Annotated in this window: 20 protein-coding genes; 12 read left to right on the top strand and 8 right to left on the bottom strand. The window is 40.0% G+C overall.

Annotated features, from left to right (window positions below; all coding sequences use genetic code 11):
- The first annotated feature begins 80 nt into the window (after positions 1 to 80).
- Positions 81 to 1,214 (top strand): zinc-dependent alcohol dehydrogenase, encoded by a 1,134-nt coding sequence (locus NST57_RS01560; protein WP_341297890.1) that lies wholly within the window; start codon positions 81 to 83, stop codon positions 1,212 to 1,214.
- A gap of 21 nt (positions 1,215 to 1,235) precedes the next feature.
- On the opposite strand, the gene NST57_RS01565 is transcribed toward NST57_RS01560, so the two are convergent.
- Positions 1,236 to 1,673: a MarR family winged helix-turn-helix transcriptional regulator gene (locus NST57_RS01565; protein WP_024719020.1), complete on the bottom strand. Its 438-nt coding sequence runs from the start codon at positions 1,671 to 1,673 to the stop codon at positions 1,236 to 1,238.
- Positions 1,674 to 1,935: 262 nt separating this feature from the next.
- On the opposite strand from NST57_RS01565, the gene NST57_RS01570 reads away from it, so the two are divergent.
- The 4 genes from NST57_RS01570 to NST57_RS01585 all read left to right on the top strand — a co-directional run bounded on the left by NST57_RS01570 (position 1,936) and on the right by NST57_RS01585 (position 6,535).
- Positions 1,936 to 3,444, top strand: a complete 1,509-nt coding sequence (locus NST57_RS01570) for a class I adenylate-forming enzyme family protein (RefSeq protein WP_341297891.1) — start codon at positions 1,936 to 1,938, stop codon at positions 3,442 to 3,444.
- Between the two features lie 66 nt (positions 3,445 to 3,510).
- Positions 3,511 to 4,893 carry an amino acid permease gene (locus NST57_RS01575; RefSeq protein ID WP_341297892.1) on the top strand — a complete coding sequence of 461 codons (1,383 nt, stop codon included), beginning with the start codon at positions 3,511 to 3,513 and terminating at the stop codon, positions 4,891 to 4,893.
- Between the two features lie 100 nt (positions 4,894 to 4,993).
- Positions 4,994 to 5,359: a VOC family protein gene (locus NST57_RS01580; protein WP_142153787.1), complete on the top strand. Its 366-nt coding sequence runs from the start codon at positions 4,994 to 4,996 to the stop codon at positions 5,357 to 5,359.
- Positions 5,360 to 5,674: 315 nt separating this feature from the next.
- A complete protein-coding gene (locus NST57_RS01585) occupies positions 5,675 to 6,535 on the top strand; it encodes an alpha/beta fold hydrolase (protein ID WP_341297893.1) in 861 nt (286 codons plus the stop codon).
- A 39-nt stretch (positions 6,536 to 6,574) separates the two neighbouring features.
- On the opposite strand, the gene NST57_RS01590 is transcribed toward NST57_RS01585, so the two are convergent.
- Positions 6,575 to 7,990 (bottom strand): amino acid carrier protein, encoded by a 1,416-nt coding sequence (locus NST57_RS01590; RefSeq protein WP_142153791.1) that lies wholly within the window; start codon positions 7,988 to 7,990, stop codon positions 6,575 to 6,577.
- 33 nt (positions 7,991 to 8,023) lie between these two features.
- Positions 8,024 to 9,004, bottom strand: coding sequence for a glutaminase (locus NST57_RS01595; RefSeq protein WP_047945838.1), 981 nt, complete (start codon positions 9,002 to 9,004; stop codon positions 8,024 to 8,026).
- Between the two features lie 517 nt (positions 9,005 to 9,521).
- On the opposite strand from NST57_RS01595, the gene NST57_RS01600 reads away from it, so the two are divergent.
- From NST57_RS01600 to NST57_RS01610, 3 genes are all read left to right on the top strand, one after another.
- A complete protein-coding gene (locus NST57_RS01600; protein ID WP_341297894.1) occupies positions 9,522 to 10,808 on the top strand; it encodes an ATP-binding protein in 1,287 nt (428 codons plus the stop codon).
- Positions 10,809 to 10,812: 4 nt separating this feature from the next.
- Positions 10,813 to 11,751, top strand: coding sequence for a response regulator (locus tag NST57_RS01605; RefSeq protein WP_341297895.1), 939 nt, complete (start codon positions 10,813 to 10,815; stop codon positions 11,749 to 11,751).
- 193 nt (positions 11,752 to 11,944) lie between these two features.
- The gene (locus NST57_RS01610) at positions 11,945 to 13,033 is read left to right on the top strand and encodes an SEC-C metal-binding domain-containing protein (RefSeq protein WP_341297896.1); all 1,089 of its coding nucleotides are present in this window, start codon (positions 11,945 to 11,947) and stop codon (positions 13,031 to 13,033) included.
- A gap of 48 nt (positions 13,034 to 13,081) precedes the next feature.
- Here NST57_RS01610 and NST57_RS01615 read toward each other — a convergent pair whose 3' ends face one another.
- Complete coding sequence (locus NST57_RS01615; RefSeq protein WP_341297897.1) at positions 13,082 to 14,122, bottom strand: DUF4352 domain-containing protein; 1,041 nt, start codon at positions 14,120 to 14,122, stop codon at positions 13,082 to 13,084.
- A gap of 466 nt (positions 14,123 to 14,588) precedes the next feature.
- On the opposite strand from NST57_RS01615, the gene NST57_RS01620 reads away from it, so the two are divergent.
- Positions 14,589 to 15,518: an aldo/keto reductase gene (locus NST57_RS01620; RefSeq protein WP_142153801.1), complete on the top strand. Its 930-nt coding sequence runs from the start codon at positions 14,589 to 14,591 to the stop codon at positions 15,516 to 15,518.
- 238 nt (positions 15,519 to 15,756) lie between these two features.
- On the opposite strand, the gene NST57_RS01625 is transcribed toward NST57_RS01620, so the two are convergent.
- Both NST57_RS01625 and NST57_RS01630 read right to left on the bottom strand, forming a co-directional pair.
- Positions 15,757 to 16,722, bottom strand: coding sequence for an ATP-binding protein (locus tag NST57_RS01625; protein ID WP_142153803.1), 966 nt, complete (start codon positions 16,720 to 16,722; stop codon positions 15,757 to 15,759).
- A gap of 11 nt (positions 16,723 to 16,733) precedes the next feature.
- Positions 16,734 to 17,435, bottom strand: coding sequence for a LytR/AlgR family response regulator transcription factor (locus NST57_RS01630; RefSeq protein WP_007498366.1), 702 nt, complete (start codon positions 17,433 to 17,435; stop codon positions 16,734 to 16,736).
- A 160-nt stretch (positions 17,436 to 17,595) separates the two neighbouring features.
- On the opposite strand from NST57_RS01630, the gene NST57_RS01635 reads away from it, so the two are divergent.
- Positions 17,596 to 18,336, top strand: a complete 741-nt coding sequence (locus NST57_RS01635) for an ATP-binding cassette domain-containing protein (RefSeq protein ID WP_142153805.1) — start codon at positions 17,596 to 17,598, stop codon at positions 18,334 to 18,336.
- Positions 18,336 to 19,517, top strand: coding sequence for an ABC transporter permease (locus tag NST57_RS01640; RefSeq protein WP_142153807.1), 1,182 nt, complete (start codon positions 18,336 to 18,338; stop codon positions 19,515 to 19,517). The genes NST57_RS01635 and NST57_RS01640 overlap by 1 nt, the downstream gene beginning before the upstream one ends.
- 319 nt (positions 19,518 to 19,836) lie before the next feature.
- Here NST57_RS01640 and NST57_RS01645 read toward each other — a convergent pair whose 3' ends face one another.
- Positions 19,837 to 20,658, bottom strand: coding sequence for a hypothetical protein (locus NST57_RS01645; RefSeq protein ID WP_142153809.1), 822 nt, complete (start codon positions 20,656 to 20,658; stop codon positions 19,837 to 19,839).
- 467 nt (positions 20,659 to 21,125) lie between these two features.
- Between NST57_RS01645 and NST57_RS01650 the strand changes: the two genes are divergently transcribed.
- Positions 21,126 to 22,481 (top strand): IS1182 family transposase, encoded by a 1,356-nt coding sequence (locus NST57_RS01650; protein ID WP_341297898.1) that lies wholly within the window; start codon positions 21,126 to 21,128, stop codon positions 22,479 to 22,481.
- Between the two features lie 105 nt (positions 22,482 to 22,586).
- Here NST57_RS01650 and NST57_RS01655 read toward each other — a convergent pair whose 3' ends face one another.
- Positions 22,587 to 23,648 (bottom strand): DUF4352 domain-containing protein, encoded by a 1,062-nt coding sequence (locus tag NST57_RS01655; RefSeq protein ID WP_039166404.1) that lies wholly within the window; start codon positions 23,646 to 23,648, stop codon positions 22,587 to 22,589.
- Between the last annotated feature and the right edge of the window lie 67 nt (positions 23,649 to 23,715).

The following is a 23,715-nucleotide window of genomic DNA, read 5'->3' on the forward strand; positions in this document are numbered from 1 at the left end:
CATCCCTATTCATATGTATGAACCATCCATTCAAGGTGAAGCTATAGACATGATGACCTTAGCTAAAGGAGGAAATGCAGATGAGAGCTGTCACCTATCAAGGGAAAAGCCGCATTGCGGTGAAGGAAGTAGCTGCACCATCTATACAAGATCGTGAAGATGTCATCGTTCGGATTACATCTACAGCTATTTGTGGGTCAGATTTACATTTATATCAAGGGAATTTCCCGCTTCCTATCGGCTATGTGATTGGGCATGAGCCGATGGGGGTGGTAGAGGAAATTGGTCCGGATGTCACTGCGGTTAAAAAGGGAGATCGTGTCGTCATTCCATTTACCGTGGCGTGTGGTCAATGTCAGTATTGCCATCACCATTTAGAAAGTCAATGCGATCACTCAAACCCCCATTATGATTCAGGCGGACTTTTTGGATACAGTGAGAAATATGGGAATTACCCCGGAGGACAGGCTGAATATTTACGTGTGCCCTTTGGAAACTATACACCATTTAAGGTGCCGGATGATTGTGAGTTAGAGGATGAACAATTGCTGTTTTTATCAGATGTTCTGCCAACTGCTTATTGGAGTGTAGAACACGCAGGTGTAAAAAAGGGTGATACGGTCATTGTGCTAGGGTGTGGACCTGTTGGGTTAATGGCACAGCAATTTGCTTGGCAAAAGGGTGCAGAGCGGGTCATTGCTGTTGATTACATAGACTATCGCCTTCACCATGCAAAACGAATGAGCGGCGTAGAAGTATTTGATTTTACAGAAGACCCTGACATGGGAGAAACCCTAAAAGAGCTCACAAAAGGCGGGGCGGATGTTGTCATTGATTGTGTGGGGATGGATGGGAAAAAGTCACCGCTTGAAAAGATTGAACAGAAGCTCAAGCTGCAAGGCGGAACGATAGGGCCCATTCAAATTGCCACAAAAGCCGTGAGGAAATGCGGGACTGTTCAGCTGACGGGTGTGTATGGAGGTCTTTACAATATGTTCCCATTGGGTGCTTTTTTCGCAAGAAACGTCACGCTGAAAATGGGACAGGCGCCAGCGAGAGGGTACATGTCAAAGCTTTATCAAAAAGTGACAACCGGGGAAATTGATCCTAGAGCGATCATCACACATCAATTGCCGCTAGATGACGCGGCTCATGCGTATCACATATTCAATGAAAAACAAGATGATTGTATAAAAGTCATCTTAAAGCCATAAAAAGAAGGCTTAGGATATTTCCTAAGCCTTTAATGTGTACTCGTCCATCATTTTTTCGATTAATTCAAAAAATGTTTTTTTATCTTCTTCTGATAGGTGATTGAACAGTTGATTGACAAGCAGCTGACGATTGTCGATCATTTGTCTGGCGATTTGTTCACCTGATTCAGAGAGTGTAATCCATACCGTACGGCGGTCATTGTTATTTCTAGAGCGGATAATCAGCCCTTCATCTTCTAAGTGATTGAGAGCGGTTGTTGTTGCGGAGGGAGATAATGAAACTTCCTGCAGAATATTTTTCACAGTACATGATTGATGGCGGTAGATGATGCGTAAAATAAACCCTTTTACATTCGTGACGTTTTTCGGGATATTCTCTTCATCTATTCGTTTCGTCGCCTTTAAATACTTTGTCAGTGCATGGTCTAACAAACTTGCCTCTAGCTCGAAATGTTGCATTCTCCATACCTCTTTTCCTATTGCATTCGCATTTTCCGATCAATTACTAGGTCTATCTTATCATAATAAGCATCATCATTTAAACCAAAATGGAAGACGGCTATAAAATTACCTATATTATCAATTAATAAAAGTAACAATTCCAAAATGAAATGATTTTACTTTCACCTTTTTTTATTTTAGAATGTGAATGAGATAAAATCTACCAATCCAATTCTCTGGAAATTGGCTATTGGACATCAAACGTTTGGAGATGAAGATATTGAATACTTTACAGGCATTACTAAACGACAGAATGGAACGCTCTTCACAAATTGAAGCGGTAACTGGCGGAGGTGTGTCTTATACATTTGAAGAATATGCAAAACGCATTGATCAGCTGGCGCATTACTTACATCGTAAAGGAATTCGAAAAGGTGACCGGGTGTGCTTTATTTGTCAAAACCATCATCACTTTTCTACGATTATGCTGGCAGCCATTAAAGCAGGTGCAGTCGGAGTACCGCTTAGCTGGCAGCTTACCTCTTTTGAGCTAGAAGGTATCTTGAAAAAAGCAGAGCCAAAGGCTTTATTTTTTGACCGTGAATTCCGTGACATCATTGCGGCAGTGAATGTGTCTTTAGAAGATTGTCTCATGGTGGAATCTGGTGTCAATGCGAAAACAACACAGCTGTTTGAAGACATATTGGCGTCTAATGATGGAAGTGATCTTGCTGAACAGGTATCAGAAGAAGATCTGGCCATGATTTTATTCACTTCAGGTACAACAGGCAATCCAAAAGGCTGTATGGTCGGACATGGACGAATCTATCAATTTTTAACAAGACGTGGGAATCGAGGATTTGATCTGAAAGGAAAACGGTACTTGGCAAGTCATCCGCTGTATCATATGAGTTCAATTAATCACCTGATTGCAGCTGCAATTGAAGGGTATACGTTAGTCTTCTTACATGATGCAACACCGAAACGCATTTTAGAAACGATTGAGAAAGAAAGAATTACGTTTATGATGGCTTTCCCATCCGCTTACACGTACATGCTAGAAGAAATGAAGCGCGGTTCGTACGATCTCTCATCTTTTGAAATTGCGATTTCTGGTGGTACGAAGGTACCGGTACGCCTAATTAAAGATTACAAAGAAGTAGGCATTCAGATGATGCATGGCTATGGAAGTACAGAAGCATGGGTTGTGAGTGCGTGGCATCCAGCGATGGGCGAGGATAAGATGGGCTCTGCTGGTAAAGTGGATCCGGATGTAGAAGTCAAAATCGTGCATCCTGAGACAGAGGAGGCGCTGCCAGCTGGAGAAATTGGCGAGGTCGTCATGAGAAGCCCATTTTATTTCTTAGGCTACTATCATCAACCTGAAGCGACAGAGAAAGTGCTCAAAGATGGCTGGTTCCATATGGGGGATGCAGGCTATCTGGATGAAGACGGTTTTCTTTACATCACAGGGAGATACAAAGATGTGATTCTATACGGTGGGGATAATATTTATCCTGACCAAGTGGAAGAGGTCATTGATCAAATTCGAGGTGTGATTGAATCTGCTGTCATTGGGGTACCAGATGACTTATATGGTGAAGTACCGAGTGCATATATCGTGAAAGACGAATCTGTCGATTTCTGCGAAGAAGATGTATTGAACTACTGCAAGGAACGTTTAGCAGATTACAAAGTGCCCTCCATTCATTTCACGCAGGGTCTGCCAAAAAACAAACTTGGTAAAATCATGAAGAAAGATTTACGTGAATTGGTTGTGAATGCGTAGGACCTATTCTGCTATAATGAAATTTGAATGATTTTTTGTTTTTCTAACGTTTTGGAGGGAAAGGGTTTGCGACATATACTTCGTAAGAAACACATTCACGATTTGTTAGAACAGAGCAGACAGCAAAAGGTAAAGAAAACACTAGGCGGGCTCGATCTCACGCTCCTTGGCATAGGGGCTGTGATTGGGACGGGGGTCATGGTGTTAACCGGAATTACAGCAGCTAAGGATGCAGGACCGGCTGTTATTTTCTCCTTTGCGATCGCAGCGATTGTGTGCAGTTTAGCAGCACTTTGTTATGCAGAAATGGCTTCCGCGCTGCCTGTGTTCGGCAGTGCGTACATTTATTCATATACCACAATGGGTGAGCTCGTAGGTCATCTCATGGGATGGACGTTATTATCTGTTTATATGCTGACTACTTCAGCTGTAGCGAGTGGCTGGTCGAGTTATTTTAACAGCCTGCTGGAGGGGTTTGGAATCTCAATTCCACATCAATTTTTAGCTGGTCCAGAACAAGGCGGATATATGAATTTGCCAGCAATTATCATTGCTTTACTCATTGCGTGGATCCTATCTAGAGGAACGAAAGAAAGTAAAAAATTCAATAATATCATGGTGTTTGTGAAACTTGGCATTATTGTTCTTTTCATTGTAGTAGGTGGTTTTTATGTAGAGCCAGCCAATTGGCAGCCGTTCATGCCGTTTGGTACGGAAGGGATTATTGCTGGAGCCGCTGCTGTGTTTTTTGCCTTTTTAGGATTCGATGCCATTTCGGCTTCTGCAGAAGAGGTGAAAAATCCACAGCGGAACCTGCCAATTGGTATTATTGGTTCATTGCTCATTTGTACGATCATTTATATTGTCGTTTGTTTGGTCATGACAGGCATGGTGCACTATACGAAGTTGAATGTGACAGAGGCAATGTCTTATGTATTACAAAGTGTCCATCAACATAGCGTGGCTGGTATTATTTCTGTCGGTGCTGTGATTGGATTGATGGCTGTGATTTTCGCCAATAACTATGCGGCAACTCGAATTGCTTTTGCGATGGGGCGGGACGGGCTCTTGCCTAAAGTGTTTTCAAAAACAAACAAAAGTGATACACCTGTTGCAAGTATATGGGTGATTGGCGGAATGACAGCTGTTATTTCAGGGTTTATTGATTTGAAGGATCTGTCCAACCTAGCCAATATCGGTGCATTATTAACGTTTGCGATGGTGAGCCTATCCGTACTCATTTTGAGAAAGACACATAAACAGCTGGAAAGGGGATTCCGGGTTCCATTTGTACCGGTTTTACCAATCATCTCAATGGGCTGTTGTGTGTTTCTGATGCTCAATTTACCAGGCCGGACATGGCTGTACTTCGGGGTTTGGCTGATGATCGGTGTCGTCATGTACGCAGCATATTCTAACAAACACAGTGAATTAGCGAAATCTGCTTGAGAAAAAGGTGCAAATCCGTTGACGATTTGTGCCTTTTTTCATACGATTTGGGATAAGCTATATAAGTGATAAGGAACGGAACAAGAGGAGGATGAGGGAAATGATCAGCGTTAGTCCTTATATTGTCGTAGAAGATGTAAAAGAATCTCTTCAATATTATCAAGGAATCTTTGGCGGAGATATTCGTATCTTAAATGAACATCAAGACCGTGTATTGCATGCTGAGCTGCATCTTGGAGAATCACTGCTCCACTTTTCAGATACGTTTGGCCGCACACCAAAACCGGAGAATCTTAGATTGATCATGCAATTTGACAATGAGGAAGAGTTAAAGGCTGTATACGAGGCGCTTGAAGCCGACGGAGATATTCTTGTGGAATTACAGGATACGTTCTTTGGCGCACTTCATGGACAAGTACAGGATCGGAAAAATGGTCTGATATGGGTGCTTAATTATATGAAATAAATAAAGGCCTTCACCAATGTGAAGATTTCAGTGTGTAGACAAACCCTCGCATTCTTTATCAGTCCTGCGTGCTGGTGCTCACGAATGTCAAATTCGCTCCGCGCCAGTACTCGTCCTTCCTAGGGCTGCAAAGGTTTTCTATCACGCTGAAAAGAAGATAAAGGGCTAAAATAAAGAATCATTTTAGCCCTTTGTCAATAATCTGAGAGCCTTCACCCTTGCGAAGGTTTTTTTGTGAGTGTTTTTATTTTCTGAAAAATGGAAAATATGCTATGTTGGAAGAATGATAAGACATGGGGAAAGGGTGGAAAAGGAATGGATCAAGTTGAGTTTCAATATATTCAAACAAACGGTATAAAGCTCCATACAGCAATGGTTGGTCCTAAAGATGGCCCACTGCTGGTCCTGCTGCATGGATTTCCTGAGTTTTGGTATGGTTGGAAAAATCAAATCCTCCCCCTAGCTGAGGCGGGGTATCGTGTCGTTGTTCCTGATCAAAGGGGATACCATCTGAGTGACAAACCAGAACGAGTTGAATCATACGTTTTAGACAAATTAAGAGATGATATCGTGGGATTAATTAAGGCGCTGAGTCCAAATCAAAAGGCCATTGTCGGCGGACATGATTGGGGCGGAGCTGTTGCTTGGCACCTTGCTTCAACCCGTTCTCAATATGTCGAAAAATTAATCATCGTCAACATGCCGCATCCTCGTGTGATGATGAAGGTCCTTCCGTTTTATCCGCCGCAGTGGAAGAAGAGCTCTTATATCGCGTTCTTTCAGCTTCCAAATGTACCAGAGGCAGCCCTTCAAGAAAATCACTTTCAAAGACTTGATGAAGCCATTGGACTGTCCTCTAGACCTCATCTGTTCACAAAGGAAGATGTCGCAAGCTATAAGCTGGCATGGACGCAGCCGGGAGCCATTACGTCCATGTTGAATTGGTATCGAGGTATTAAAAAAGGCGGCTTTGAAAAACCGATTTCCAAACGAATTCTCGTCCCTGTCCGCATGATCTGGGGAATGGAGGACAAGTTTCTAAGCAGAAAGCTCGCAAAAGAAACGATCAAGATTTGCCCAAATGGACAGCTGATTTTTGTCGATGATGCGACTCATTGGATCAATCATGAAAAACCAGATGTCGTGAATAAGCTCATACTCGAATTTTTGACATAAAGAACAAAGCTCTGATCAGATGACCAGAGCTTTGTTGATTTACCCGATTTGATTCTTTTTCAAGGAAACAGGTTCGTCGTCCCAGCATTCAATGCTTTCATTGTTTGGAACAGCATTTTTATAAAAGACAGGATCTTTTCCTTCTTTTTTCTGTCTCGTATAATCTTTCAATGCTGCAAAGGCAACCTTAGACAGCATAGTAATGGCAATGAGGTTGACGATGACCATGAGACCCATGAATAAGTCGGCGAGGTTCCAAACAAAAGGAACACTTGCCACAGCACCGAATAAGACCATTGCAATAACGGCAATACGGTATCCAATGAGCCACGCCTTGCTTGATTTCAGGAACTCAATGTTTGTTTCACCATAGTAATAATTTCCGATTAACGTACTAAACGCAAATAAGAAGACCATAATTGCAAGTACACCAGAAGCCCAAGGGCCAATGTGTTCACTTAAAGAAGCCTGAGTAAGTTCGATACCAGTTAATTTGGTTGTTTTATATGCATTAGAGAAAAGTACAATAAAAGCAGTACTTGTACAAATAATCAGCGTATCAGTTAAAACACCAAATGCTTGAATGAGTCCTTGTTTTACAGGGTGACTAGTCACGGCAGCCGCAGCTGCATTCGGTGCACTACCCATCCCCGCTTCGTTTGAAAAGAGACCCCGTTTGATCCCTTCCATGATGACAGCACCCATCGTACCTCCTGCAAATTGTTCAATACCAAATGCATGAGTGATGATGGTATGAACAACACCAGGCAGTTCGGTAATGTTTGTGATCATGACAAACAGAGCAATCCCAATATATGCAACAGCTAAGAAGACAACAATATATTCTGCCATCTTTGCGATCGTTTTGACACCGCCGAAAATGATCAAGCTAAACCCAACAGCCATTATCACTCCAACCAATAAGCGGTTTGTGCCAAATGAATTTTCAAAAGCAATGGTAATGGTATTCGACTGTACAGCATTAAAGACAATACCGAAAGAAATAGTAATCAATACGGCAAATAAAATTCCCATCCAGCGTTTCTTTAAGCCTTTTTCAATGTAGTACGCTGGACCTCCGCGAAAGCCTGACCCATCCTTTGTTTTATAGACTTGGGCAAGTGTACTTTCAACAAAACTAGAGGCGGAACCAATAATCGCCAGAATCCACATCCAAAAAATAGCACCAGGACCACCCATGGCAATAGCGATCGCGATACCGGTAATATTTCCGGTTCCAACTCGAGCTGCCATACTAATAGCGAACGCTTGGAAAGGTGACACACCAGATTTTTGTTTATTTGTTCCTTCTTTCAGAACGATGACCATTTCCTTGAGCATACGAATCTGAAGGAAACGAGTTCTAAATGTAAAATAAAGGCCGACAAGAATTAATAGTGCAACAATAATATATGACCATAGAAAACCATTTGTTGTTGTTAATAAACCATTCATAACATCACCTCTTCGAATTCATCACTGTTTTCTTTAAAAAATACTGAGATCCCACTCTTTGGCGAGTTTCTTCAGCATCATGACACCGGTAATACTATTACCACAATCGTCAATGGCAGGACCATAAATGCCGATACCGCAGCCTGTCTGAAATGGGAATTCTCTTCTTGCGCTTGGCGGAACGCAAGCCATGATTCCTCCAGACACACCACTTTTGGCTGGAACGCCTACGAAAGCAGCAAAATTACCAGACGCATTGTACATGCCGCATGTCAGCATCAATGCCTTTGTTAGTCTTGCAATATCTTTTGGGATGACTTGGACTTGTTTAAAGGGATGGTAGCCATCACTTGATATAACCAGTCCAATCAAGGCGATGTCCTCTGTCGTGACCTCAATGGAACATTGCTTTAAATACACTTCTAACGTGTCCTCGACATCTGATTCTAAGTAATTGGTTTCTTTTAAATAATAAGCAAGTGCCCGGTTGCGGTGTGCAGTTGCCCATTCTGATTGATAAACCTCTTCATTAACAGAAGGACGCTTACCTATTAAGTTTTCGATTAAATCGAAAATATATGCTAGCTTTTCTGTAGAAGTCTTTCCAGGAAGGATGGAGGATACGGTAATAGCTCCAGCATTAATCATTGGATTAAAGGGTTTCCCTGGCTTATGCATCTCAAGGCGGTAGATGGAATTAAATGCATCACCAGTGGGCTCTACATCTACCCGATCCAAGACGTACGGAACGCCTCTTCCTAAACAGGCAGCTATAAAGCTGATGACTTTTGAGATACTTTGCAGGGTAAAGGGAACGTCCCAATCACCATAACGTACAGATGATCCATCTGGGCCTATCACGCTGATACCAAGTTGAGAGGAATTTACTTTTCCGAGTGCTGGAATGTAGCCAGCGTTCTGCCCGTTTTTGTAATACGGACGTATTTCTTCTGCCCATTGATCAACAGAAGACTGGCATGCGTGTTGTGTATTATTAGAAATTGCTGTTTTCATACGATTCCTCCAATCAAAAATCAAAAAGTACCCTATTGAATTGGCGGATGACAAAAAATGCGATCAAATAGGCACGAAAACATGTTACACATCTTCAAAGAACTTGTCATGCGCTGCTTGTACCACTCCTTTACACCTAAATATATGTTCAAATGAAGGCTTTGGCGGCGAGAAAACAAAAAGGGTTTTTAGTGAAAAATAAGAAAACGCTTACATATAGTTTCACTAAAATTATTTATTCAATTTATCTTGGAAACTACACAATCTGACGAAAATCTACAGAAAAACTTACAAATAAAAATCGATTTGTCGATGATTGTCTAAACAATTCCCATTAATGGATTCAATTACCAAAATACTGAATAGCTGAAAGGTCACCATGCCATCTCGGTGAATAGTCATAAAAAAGGATTTTGGGGAAATAAGGAGCTGTGAAAATTATTTTTTTGTACATTGTGAAGAAAAGAGTCTCCTTGTATACTGTGGCTATGCAAAAAGGGGAAGGGATGTCAGTCATTTGAGTTTAAACCAGCTTGTTAAAAAAGACGCATTTATATTAATTTTTATGATTGTCATTGTGCCGCTTGCGGGAGAGCTGAAGTTTTATCCTGTGAATGAAACCTTTCGTATTAGTTTTGGGGCACCTGCGTTTTTCTTTTGTTTATTACTCTTAAGAAAGTCAAGGCCGCTGCTGCCTGGATTTTTAACAGGTGCAGCCATTGTCCTATTTCGGGTAGGTTTAGATCTTATTCAGCAAAAAGCTGATCTGGCTCTGTCATTTTATCAGCAGTTTCCGAGCTTCTTTTTTTACTTTACTTATGCTTTGCTTTTCTTTGTTGTCCGTACAGGACGTTTCAAGCAGCGTTCCATTTTTATTGGGCTGATCGGACTGATGATTGAGCTGCTTGCTGATTTTGTTGAGCTGTTTGTACAATTTCTAGTATTTGATACAACCATGACTTTCTCAAAGCTGAGTGATATGATCCTTATTGCATTCGCGCACAGCTTCGTGGTCATCAGCTTTTTTAATATGATGAGGCTGTATGAGGCACAATCAAGAGAGAAACAAATCATGAAGCAAAATGAGCATATGATGATGGTCATTTCAAATTTATATGAGGAAACAGTTCATTTAAAGAAAACGTTAAATCATACAGAGCACATAACGCAAGAATCCTATCGGCTCTACCGTCTGCTGAATGAACATAAGGCAGGAAAAAAAGTGAGTCAGGAGCTGCTGAAGCTTGCAGGGGAAATACATGAAGTCAAAAAGGACAATCAGCGTATTTACGCTGGGCTTTCAAAGCTGATTTCTAAGGAGAATATGCAAGATTATATGAGGGCAGGGGATCTTGTTCAAATCGTGATTCGCATTCAAGAGAAATATGCGCTATCTCTTGGGAAGAACATTTCCTTTACATCTGATATAAGAGGCATTCACTTGCATGAGTATCATGTCTTCATTTTCTTATCGCTGATTAATAATTTAATGGCAAATGCAGTTGAAGCAATCAAGGATGATGGAGCCATCTCACTCGTATTAAAAGGGAGTCATGATAAAATAGAGATTCGGGTCGAGGATGATGGACCTGGTATCCCTGAGAAATTGAGAGAGATTGTATTTGATCCTGGATATACCTCAAAATTTGATGCACATGGAACACCGTCAACTGGGATTGGCTTATCCTATGTGAGAGAGCTTGTTCAAGAGCTAGATGGTCAAATCCAGATTGAGCAAAAAGAAACGAAAGGAACAGCTTTTCAGCTTGTCCTTCCGATAAAAAATTTAATACAGAGAGGGTGAGTGTATGCGATTTTTCATTGCAGATGATGATCGTGCAATACGCTCGATTTTAGGTCAGATCATTGAGGATGAGGATCTAGGAGAGGTCGTGGATGAAGCTGATGACGGCGTTGGATTAGAAGCGCATTCATTGAACCTGAAAAAAGTAGACATCCTTCTGATTGATCTTTTAATGCCAGCTAGAGACGGCATTCAAACCATACGTCATATTCACCCTGAATTCAAAGGAAAGGTCATCATGATATCTCAAGTAGAAGCAAAAGAGATGATGGCAGAAGCCTATGAACTTGGAATTGAATATTATATTCATAAACCCGTCAATCGAATTGAAATTGTCAGTGTCATTCGAAAGGTCATGGAGCGGATCAAGCTGGAAAAATCAATTTACGATATTCAAGCTTCTCTTCGACATGTGCTGCCATTAGACCCAGTGATTTCTCATGATACAGCTACTGGATCAAAGCGAAGAACAATGAAAGAGGCAGGAGAATTCCTCCTATCTGAATTAGGAATTGTCGGAGAGAGCGGCTCTAAGGATTTACTAGAGATATTGATCTACTTACATGAAACGCAGACAGCCAATTCTCATGAGGTGAATTTTCCGCCATTAAAGCAGCTATTTATCAAAACGGCGGAACGAAAGCTTGGTCGTGGTGCGGCGGATGTGGAAGTGATGCGGGAAGTGAAAGCAGCAGAGCAGCGAATTAGACGAGCCATACATCATTCCTTAAATCATTTCGCATCACTAGGGCTCACAGATTTTTCAAACCCTAAATTTGAGCACTATGCGTCGAAGTTTTTTGATTTCACTGATGTCAGCCAAAGAATGAAAGAAATGCAGAAGACTTCTTCATCCGCAGGGTCAACAGGCAGAGTCAATACGAAAAAGTTCGTGCAAATCTTTTATTTTGAAGCAAAGCAGCTATTCGAAGGGATGAGCTGAGGGAAATCTATTGGAATGATTGGAGAAAATAAACAGAGACAGAGTGCTTTTGACTATGAGCCGCCTTGCTCTTTTAGACGTCTTTGTTATTTATCTGATCATTCTGATTTTTCTTTTTTCTTGAAAATAAAACTCTCCTGTGCAATCGTTTGTTAAAATAGTGAGGTTAGACTAGAATGTCGGAGGTTTTATTTTGGGAAAAATTAAACGAAATGCGCTCTGCCCATGCGGAAGCGGAAAAAAATATAAACATTGCTGTGGTCAAAAGTCAGGCGGAGAACAAACGTCTGAGCTTGTGTTTAAGGAAGCTGTACAAGTTCAAAAGGATTTAATGAATTATGCGTTCTCTAAGCATCAGAGAGCGATCAATCAATTCATTAATGAGTTTTCTTTCCTAGCAGATATGGATAAAGAAACGCAACAAATCTCAGTCTTTCATTTGAGTGTATGGGGCATCTTCTTCCGCCCATTAACAGATAAGGAAGAGACAATCTTCCAAGAATTCCTGACAAAAAAAGCAGAAGATATTACCCGTCCTAAAACAAGACAAGTGGTTGAATCTTGGACAGACATGGAGCCATCTTTGCTTTTATTAAATGAAAAAACGGACGAGTCTCTTTACTTTGAGAATATGGTGACAGCTGAGAAGGTTGAAGTTGATGTGAAGCCGGATCAAACAGTGCTCCCTGAGAAAGGTAGCCTTGTTCTAGGTTTCCCTGTTCAGTTTGAAGAAAAAGCAGAGTTTTTCATTCAGTATACGATGTTTGCGAAAGAGTTTACTGATACGCTTCTTCTTCAGGTTCGCCAGCTCGTTGAAGCACACGAAGCAAACGGAGGAGCACGTAGCACATTTATGAGAGAAGCCTTCCCTGAAGTGCTGAAGTGTATGTTTGCGAAGCAAGAAGTTGAAGAAACAGAAGAGACTGCTCAAACAGAAGGCAGTACAGGACTATCAGCAGATCGGATGGACTGGGCTAGTGACGTTCAGCTGGAAACAGCCAAGCTGATTGAAGACGGGATGAAAGAGCACGGTGACCAAAGCCTAACAGATGGTGCTTTAACGGTTTGGAAAGCGTACTGTGATCAGAAAGCACCTGTGATCCGTAAAGCGGCGTCATTTGCTGCAGGAATCGAATATTATATTCATTCACTTGCAAGCGATGCCCCGCTTTCTCAAGCACAAGTTGCTAAAAAGTATGGCATTAGTGCGTCCACTGTATCGAGCCGATTTAAAGACATTGAAAAAGCGGTCAAAGAAGAGCAAGAGACGACTGTATCATAGCATGAAAAAAGACGCGGCACCTTTCAAGGAGCCAGCGTCTTTTTTTCATCATCTTGTTTTAATAAAACCACTCATGTATTGCTCTGTATTATAATCATTGAGGTCAATTTTCCACTGACCATCTCCGTTACGTTTCATTTTCACTTCATACTCAGCAGGGCTTGAGACTGGAGGAAGCTTTTCAAACTCAGATGCGTACATATTCAAGCTTTTCTTATACAATTCTTCTTTCGAACGGATTTTGCCGTTGTAAAACTCATCTCTTTGTTTGTCTAGTTTGTCTTTTAAGTTAGAAGCATCAATACCGGTTACTTGAGCGACAACCTTCGCTTCGTCATCTGAGAGGGTTTTCACACTTGTTTCCACTTTCGCTTTATCCTTCATTGTATGTTGCATGCGTTTGTACATGGATAAAATATCGCGGTCACTGACTTCGTTTCCGTATATGCCTGCACTTCTCTTGAAGTCTTTCACAAACATTTCGTGATATTTATTAACGACATCTGATTGATTGTCACCTGTTAATTCTGAGAATTGATCATTCTTTTTGTCAAAAACAATGAGATCTGTATAAGCAGATAGCGCTTTTGCTGGGTTATCTAGCTTTTTCGCTGTATCCAGTATCTTTTCGCCATCTAGTTCAATTTCGATCGAATCGCTGTTTTTCTTGATGCTATCTTGGTACACGAACTGATATTTTTTGCCTTTATCTACTAGGAAATAAAGAGCGCCTGATAGTGATTTCCCTTTGTTCAATGAACCAAGATCAAGGCGGTCTTTACTGCCGTAGAATTTTAAATCAGAGACTTTGGCATCGTCCTGATAAAGGGTGAAATCAGAGTTATATAGTGAAAGGGCTTTGTCACCTTTGTTCGTGATCGTCAGGTTGACTTTTAACACCAATTCATTGTCTCGCAAGGTAGTTGTTGAGTCTTCTGGTAACGTATATTCGTAGCTATTCACTTTTACCTCTGCTGTTTTTGTTGATTTTTGGTCAGCCTTTGTTGATTTTGCTGAACTCTGGCAGGCTACAGAGATGATCATCACGAATGAAATCATGAGGAGTGCACTTATTTTTTTAAGATTCACAGTTGATGCTCCTTTGCTTTTCTTTCGTCATTTTCTTCCCGCTATCTGACTGAGAAAAAAGAAACAGATAGAATGGTATATTCGGGTGTTAAAGGGGAAAATCTCCTAATGACGATTTGCACTATTCATTCTATCGAATTTCATTCGTGATGAGGAATAGGTTTTAGTCCCTATCTTTGATAGATTTTTACACAAATACCTATAAAAAACGGAATTTAATAAGTAGAATATACTAGTTAATAAGAATTAATTTATCTATTTATCATGGGTTTTAAATGTTTTGTGTGTAAAAATCTTGAAACGGAGGTAGTTTTCATTTCAAAAGATGTGTTAGGATTCACATCGCAAAACTTTTTTCTTTCAAAGCGTCCACCTGCAGAATGATTGTTAGAGAGCAGAATACTTGAATGTTGAAAAGGATTCATGGGAAAATAAGGATGATTAAGCAGATAAGGGAGATGAGCTTTTGAAAAAAGTAACGCTTGGACGAACTGATTTACAGGTGAATCCGATAGGGCTTGGAACAAATGCAGTAGGCGGGCATAATTTATTCCCGAATCTGAGTGAAGATGCAGGGCGGGAGCTAGTAGAAACAGCTCTTGATCATGGTGTTAATTTCTTAGATTCTGCTTTTATTTATGGACTGGGCCGTTCAGAAGAATTGATAGGCGAGATCATTGCCAAAAGAGGCGGCAGAAAAGAACTGGTTCTTGCGACAAAAGGGGCTCATAAAGAAATAAACGGACAAATCGAACTGGATAATAGCCGTGATTTCTTAAGACAGCAGGTCGAAGACAGCCTAAAGAGACTGCAAACCGATTATATTGATTTGTACTATATGCATTTCCCAGACGGCCGCACGCCGCTGGATGAAGTAGCCGGTACTTTAAAGGAATTGAAGGATGAGGGGAAGATCCGGGCAATTGGGGCATCAAACCTTGATTTTGAACAGCTTCAAACCTTTAATCGAGATGGATACCTAGACGTGCTTCAATCAGAGTATTCTCTGCTGAAACGTCAGGCCGAGCAAGACCTTCTCCCATACTGCGTGGAGCATGGGATTTCCTTTATCCCTTATTTTCCATTGGCGTCAGGCCTGTTGACCGGGAAGTTTACAAAGGATGCGACGTTTGATGATATTCGAGCAAAGGACCCGCTTTTCCAAGGCGAAGCTTTCCTTCAAAACCTCGAAAAAGTAGACAAGCTGAAGGCTATTGCGCAATCAAAACATGCCGAAACAGCACATGTAGCGCTGGCGTGGCTATTGGCGCAGGAAGGCATTGATGCCATTATTCCTGGTGCAAAACGAGCCGAGCAAGTCTTACAAAACTTGAAAACAAACGATGTTCAATTAACAAAAGAAGAAATCAACGAAATCGATCAGATCTTTTCATAATATAAAAAATAAGGTGCCAAGCAGCACCTTATTTCAGATTGTTGACAAGGGCTAAAATGAACTTGATTTTAGCCCTTTGTCTTCTTTTCAGCGTGATAGAAAACCTTTGAATTTCTAGGAAGGACGAGTACCGGCGCGGAGCGAATTTGACATTCGTGAGCACCGGCACGCAGGACTGACACCGAATGCGAGGGTTTGTCTACATGCTGAAATAAGGTGTCAAGCGGCACCTTATTTTTTATGCCATTGTGAGAGGAATCTTGATCACGAGCCTCAGGTTTGGAGAACGATAAGTAAAATCAAGCGTGCCGTCTGCCTTTTCAACAAGCTGATGAATGATATAAGTACCCATACCTTGATGGTCACCGCCTTTTGTCGAGCGACCAAACGTCTTGAACAGATGATCTAATACGTGTTTTTCCATTCCCTTAGTACTGTTTTCACAATGAATCAAAAAGAGCCCGCTCCGTATGGAAGTCGTGACCGAGATGCTTCCTTCGTTCCCAGCTTGCTTCGCTTCAATGGCGGCATCTAATGCGTTATCAAGCAGGTTGCCAGTAAAACTCACCTGATCCGCCTTAGAAAAGGGAAGAGAAGAAAAGGGTGCTTGAAGATCTAGTGAAAGGGCAATGTCCTCCTTTTCAGCCCGCTGGAAAAAGGAATGAAGGGTGGAAGCCAAATAAGCATTTTCCCCTTTGATCCAAGGGAAATGTTTCACGTATTGCTGAATCAAATCTTTGATCTCATGCTCGTCATTCGACGCGGAAAAGGCATTTAAATGTCTAGCTGTTTCATGGTGTTTACTGCGCAGCTCAAGCAGCAAGTCATTGGTGCTCGACTCAGCATGGATCAGCTCTTGAAGCCGTCCATTTAATCGTTGCTCCGTTTGCATCATCTTGAAGGAAAGGAGATCGGCTGTCAAAATGATGATGACAGTTAAAAGATGGCTTAGTCCATTTCCGTGCGTGAGAAAAAGTGAAATGCCTGAACAGGTGATGAGCACAAAAGCGCCTAATATCACGTAACCATTCATACTTAGCCAAAACCTTTTGTAAATGAAAAAGGTGTAAAGGCACATGATGCAAAAGGTCAGAAGCCACACCATGCTTGATGACAAAGGCAGAACAGCGTTAGCAGCAGCTTGAACTGCAAGACCCAGCCAGATGAGCGTATATATGCGAAATCCAAGATAGAAAGCGTTCACGTTCGTTCTCCTTAAAAGTAGTATTTCTTAAAGTATTCTAATTGCTGCTTCGTCATCATGGCTTTTTTATCAGTCCCTTCAAAAGACACGATAAATGAATTTTTGGCATACGCCGAAAAGTTCTTAATGTAATGAATATTGATGATAAACGAGCGGTGGGAGCGGATAAAGTCTTTCTCAGCTAAATCACCTTTTAACTCGTTGAGAGTTTGGTATGTTTGAATATCTCCTGTTGTTGTGACAATGGTCGTCGACCTGCCAGTACGTTCAACAAAGATGACATCCTTTTTTTGCAGTACATGGATATCTGATTGCTGCTTGATGAGAAGCCGTCCGTGAATGCTTTTCTCCTGCTTGGTGGACATGTAGCGCTCTAAAGATTTGGCAATTCGATCAGCTTGATAGGGCTTCATAATATAATCATGGACATTCAAATCAAAGGCATGAACAGCATACCCACTGTTTCCCGTCACAAATACAACATCTACATTCAGTGCATGAGAGTGAATAAGATCTGCTAATTCATAGCCTGACATGCCAGGCATCTCAATGTCTGCAAACAATAGATCAATGTCGCCCTGTTTGACCTTCTCATATGCATCCTCCGCTGACTGCGTCACAAAAACGATGTCAACGGCATCCATTCTGCCGACAATGGCATGCAGCTTTTCTAAATCCACTCGGTAATCATCGACAAGACCTACTTTTATCATAAAAATCACCTATGACTCTTCTTATTATTTGTCTATTTTACCATTTGTTTTTTAAAATGGATCATTTCAAGACAGAAAAAGGACGTTTCGCGACATTTTTATGTCAGACAGGCGGTATTTTTTCTATCATAGACATAGATAGTCGAAAGGGGCGAACCAAATGATTACTCTCAGCGATTGCAGTTGCTGGTTTAAAGATAAGAAAAAAGTTGTAAAAGCGATGAAACATATGACGTTTTCCGTGAAGGAAGGAGAAGTCGTCGGCATCTTAGGAGAAAATGGTGCGGGGAAAACCACATTATTACGAGCCGTTGCGACATTATTAGAGCCTACTCATGGAACAGTCAATGTTGCAGGCTTTGATACAGTCAAAGAAGCAACTGAAGTGAAGAAGCGAATAGGGGTCTTATTTGGCGGGGAGACGGGACTTTATGACCGTTTGACGGCTCGTGAAAACCTTGAATACTTTGGGAAATTATATGGCTTAGATCAGCATGAAATCAAAGCAAGAATTGAGGATTTAGCAAAGCGATTCGGGATGAGGCAGTACATGGATCGCAAGGTAAAAGGATTTTCAAGAGGGATGAAACAAAAGGTGGCGATTGCCAGAACATTGATTCATGACCCTGATATTATTTTGTTTGACGAACCGACAACAGGTTTAGATATCACATCGAGTAATATTTTCAGAGAGTTTATTCATCAGCTGAAACAGCAAAATAAAACGATTCTCTTTTCAAGCCACATTATGGAAGAAGTCAGCCTGCTTTGTGACAGTGTCATGATGATTCATCAAGGGGAGCTCGTGTACAACGGAACGCTTTCAGAATTATATGCACAGGAACAAAGTGAAGACTTGAATTACATCTTTATGTCGAAGCTCGCAAGGGGGAATGCATAATGTGGAAAACCGTCTTTTTAAAAGAAATGACAGATTCGCTCAGAGACAGGAAAACGTTACTCTTAACAGTGTTGATCCCTCTTTTGACGATGCTCGGACTCGTGTTTTTCTACGAAAGCATGATCGCTGATCCAGGCGATAAAACGTATACAGTCGCAATCAATGAAAAGCTTCCGTCCGATATGAATGACATGATCAAAGAAGTGAAAAACCTGAAACTTGAAACATTTGATGACCCGCAGCAAGCCGTTAAAGACGGTGAGGCAAATGCTTATCTAGAAATGCCAAAAGATGCAGGCGATATGCTTCAGCATCACACATCGTTTGCCATTAAAGTCCATGGGTATCCAACAGATGATGATTCAGTGATTGCGGTTCAAATGCTGCAATCATTGCTTGAACAGTATCAAAACCAAGTCGTAGAAAAGCGTTTGGCACAGGATCAGATCAAATCGTCAGTGATTCATCCGTTTGAGGTGCAATCGGTTGATGTGCAAGAAGGAGAGGACGGGGATGGAGAAAACGGGGTGACCACCATGCTGCTGTCGATTCTCCTTCCAATGATTTTAGTGACGTCCGTGATCTCAGGTGCTTTGCCAGCTGCGCTTGATATCGTAGCAGGTGAAAAGGATAGAAAATCAATTGAAGCTTTATTCCTGACACCGGCCAGCAGACTTCAGCTTTTAATTGGAAAATGGCTAGCTGTTTCTATGTTTGGTATATTAAGTGGCATTGTGGCGATTGGCATGCTGCTGCTCTCTACATTGCTCTTTACAGAAAAGCTGAAACAAGCGCTGAACTTCGGAGATCAAGTGTGGAGCATCATCGGTGTTATGTTTGCGGCATTAATTATTTTCTCATTCATGGTATCAATGATTGAACTGCTGCTCAGTGTCGTTTCAAGCTCAGTGAAAGAAGCACAATCATACATGTCCATGATCATTACACTAGGTGTAATTCCGATGTTTTTCACCATGAGAGCAGGCGCTACGCAGCTAGATACGTATTACTTTGCGATCCCATTCCTTAATATTCACGCACTATGCAAGCAATTGATGTTTGGCATCGTTGACCCAACGTCGATTGCCCTGACGCTCGGCTCCTCGGCGCTGACAGTGATGATTTTGTTTGTCATCGTGAGAAGTTTGTTTATGAAAGAGAAATGGATGCTTGCGAAATAAATAAACGCCCTCTTTTAGAAGAGGGCGTTTATTAAATTGTTTATGGAGAAAAGATATTAAATTTGTAAACCAACAACTGAAAGTAAATAAATATCATACAATCTTTTCTACTAAAAATGGTTTAAAACTCAGTTATCGGACCTTTGTTTTTTATCAAATATTTTGGAAATAAACCAATAAATAATAAAGGTAATAGGCAAAGCAAGAAAATAAAAAATATTTTTGGGTACATACATATTATAGAAATAATAAAATATTGTAATTACACATGCAAAGACAATGTATTTCACTATATTTTTCATATAATAATAGACTCCTCTTAATATATATCAACCCAACCATTATTAGGCCGTTTATCTCGTTTATCTAACTGTTTAGCAATTTGAGTACCAATGTCTAAATAATTTAAAGCGAAAGCTACAGAAACGCCAACTGCTGTTGCTAGGTGTTTTGCACCCCATGCTTTTAGTTTACTTGTAACTGTTCGGGTAAATATTTTCTGAGCTTCTTTCTTTCCTTTACTGATAATAAATGATTGAATAGCTCCTACTCCCCCTCCCACTGCTATTCCAATAGCAGTGTTTATTATAGCACCTGTTACCCTTACAGATAAACCAATCTTCCAAGCTGCCTGAGTCTCTTTAATTCCAATCATATCACTAAAAGTATTTTTTATTGTAGCAAATTGATTATCACTAAAGTCATTTTGATTATTATCTAAAGACTCCATTTCTTTTTCTAATTCAGATTGTACACCAGTCAAATCTTGATATGTTTCAGAATTTTCATCAAAGAAATCTACTATTGCTTCTTTAAATAATTCTTTTTCGTCAACACCGGATAATTCTGTTTGTTCGTCTACTATTTGATAAAATAATTTTTTTTCTTTATTTGTCATTTCATTTATAGAAGGTAGATTCATAACTTCTTCTTCGAGATCAAAACTTTTGGATAGAACGCTATCATCTAATTTTACAGTAGTGTCTATCCCTTCTACAGTCTCAGAAGCTAAGACCCCTTCTAAAACAGGATCTTTAACTTGATTAGGTTCTGCGAAACTAGTCAAAGGTGATAAAGCGCTAAGAGTAAAAACTAATACAGTTAAAATTGTGGCTCTCTTCAACATAAATTTAATTTTCATATTTTTAATATCACTCCTTTAATTGGTAATTAATTTTAACATATTGATAAAATAAAAAAGTTTAAATTTACCTTAAATATGATTCATAAGGTCATATAATAGCTGTTTTTATATTGAAAACATGTTAAATTTAATAATTTACCATTAAAGAATAATTTAAATGTAATTAATTTTAATAATATTTTTTGGTGATGTGAAATACATATATAGTGTTTTTATAAAATTAGTGAAGTCCAAAATAAGAATGTATACTATCAAATGAAACGCTTCCTACGTAAAGATATATAAAGCTAAGGAAACCTTGTCTACCATACGAGAATATTTTACATATAGAGAGTTCAGCATACTGTCGTGACAGATAAATATTCATAAAAAACCCCCGGGAAACGGGGGTTTCAGCTTGTAGACAAAGTCTACAGGCTTTTTTGTATAATAAGGGTAATAACACTAATCTGTGGGGGATAAATATGTTATCGAAACGTGAAGAAGAAAGACGAAATCAATTAGAAGTAGTGGCTTTAGATGAATTAGTGCCTCAAGATCATCTTGTACGGAAAATAGATCAAGCAATCGATTTTGACTTCATTTATGATCTTGTCAAAGATCATTATAGTTCCGACAATGGTAGACCAAGTGTTGATCCTGTTGTTCTCATTAAGATGGTCTTAATCCAATATCTATTTGGTATTCGCTCTATGCGTCAAACCATTAAAGAAATTGAAACTAACGTGGCTTATCGTTGGTTTATTGGATATGGGTTTTCGGAGAAAATCCCGCACTTTTCTACCTTCGGTAAAAACTACGTGAGACGCTTCCATGATACAGATTTATTTGAACAAATTTTTTATCGAATCTTAAGAGAAGCGATGAAAAAAGGGTTCGTTGACCCTTCAATTGCCTTCATTGATTCCACTCATGTCAAGGCGAATGCCAATAAGAAGAGACTTGAAAAGAAAGTCGTTCGAGTAGAGACGAGAAGTTATCAAAATCAGCTCCATGAGGAGATCAATATTGATCGTGAAGAACATGGAAAAAAGCCCTTACCCCTACAGAATAAAGAAGAAACAAAAGAAGTTAAAGTTAGCACGACTGACCCAGAAAGTGGCTACTATGTAAAGGATGAACGTGAAAAGTCATTTGCTTATTCATTTCATACAGCTTGTGATTCAAAAGGATTTATTTTAGGCTCGTTGGTCACAGGCGGAAATGTTCATGATAGTCGTATGTTGGATTCACTCGTATCAGAGGTATCAGAGAAAGTCGGAAAACCAAATGTAGTCGCAGTAGATGCGGGATATAAAACACCTTATCTCGCTAAGTTTTTAATGGATCAAGAGATAAGACCTGTCATGCCTTACACTCGTCCAAGAACAAAAGCTGGTTATTTGAAAAAGAGTGAATACGTATATGATGCATATTTTGATTGTTACATTTGCCCCAACGGGCAAATTCTCTCCTATCGTACAACGACTAGAGAAGGCTATAAGCAATATGCGTCTGATTCAGAGATATGTAAGTCCTGCTCGTATTTAGATAACTGTACACAAAGTCAAAAACACACCAAACAAATTCATCGGCATATTTGGCAGGACTATCTAGATGAAGCAGACCATCTGAGACTGACACAAATGAATAAAGACATTTATGCAAAACGGAAAGAAACAATAGAACGCGTTTTTGCGGATGCAAAAGAAAAGCATGGTATGCGTTGGACGAAACTTCGTGGACTCAAAAAAGTTTCAATGCAGGCGATGCTTACTTTCGCTGCCATGAATCTCAAAAAGCTAGCAAACTGGACATGGAAAGGACCATGTCCAGCCTAAGACAACAGATAAATTTTATCAAAATCAGTGAAAACCCCACTTTTACTTTAAGTAAAAGTGGGGTTTGTCTACGGTCTGAAACCCCCGGGAAACGGGGGTTTTTCTTTAGTTCTTGATGAACTTTTCAACCAATGAGCTTGTTTTGTAGTCGTTCAAATCAAGTTTCCATTGATCGATATCGTTTTTCTTCATGTTCACTTCTACTGTTTCTTCAGAAGATGATGGTCCTAATTTTTTAAATTCATCTGGATAGATAGAAAGTAGATATTTCTGAGCATCATCATAAGATGCTGTACGGTTTTTGCTGTAGAATTCAGTTGCTTTTTCTTTTAAACGATCGACAAGCGGGCTTGCATCAATTGGTGTAAGTGTCACAGTCACGACAGCTTTATCACCGCTGATTGATTTTGTTTTCGTTGATACTTTTGATTTTTCAGCTAATGTTTCTTTTACAGCTTTTAGAAGCTTATCAAGGTTTTCGTCTTTTGCTGAGCTAGATGAAATACCAGAAGAAGAAATGTAGCCTTGTTTGAATGATTTATCAAATTCGTTTACGACAGTTGATTTGTTATCACCTGTTAGTTTTTCGAAATCGTCATTTTTCTTACCAAAAATCATGACATCAATATAAGAAGAAAGGGCTTTTGCAGACGCTTGAAGTGTATCTGCCTTTTTCATCAAGTCTTTTCCTTTAATATCGAATTCTAGTGTTTTGTCATCTTTTTTCGATCCAGTACCAGGCTCTGTGTAGACAAGTTGATAGTCTTTTTCTTTATCAACTACATAGAAAAGGCCACCTTTTGATACTTTACCTGCATTTAGAGAGCTTGAAGATAATACTTCGTTGTAGTCATCAGGAGAGATGGTAGACACCTGAGCGTCATCTTGGTAAAGCGTAAAGTTGCTTTTATCCACATTCAATGGTTCTTTGCTGATGTTTTTTACAGATACATTCACTTTTAGGACATACTGATCATCCTGAACAGATGTATCGTATTGAGGTGGTAAAGTGTACTCAGCACTTTCTACTTTTACTTCAGCTGCATCAAGAGATTTTTTTGTATCGCTTTCTTTCGCAGCAGTTTTGTCTTTTCCACCACTACAAGCAGCAGCGACAACAGTTACACACAAAATCAGAAGAAACAGGGATAATTTCTTTTTAAACATGAGATGTTTTCCTCCTCGGGTTTTATGGTGAATTTCATTGGAAAGCTTTAGTTCATATCGTTCTTTT

The organism is Bacillus sp. FSL M8-0077, from assembly GCF_038050255.1.
Taxonomy (GTDB): domain Bacteria; phylum Bacillota; class Bacilli; order Bacillales; family Bacillaceae; genus Bacillus; species Bacillus altitudinis.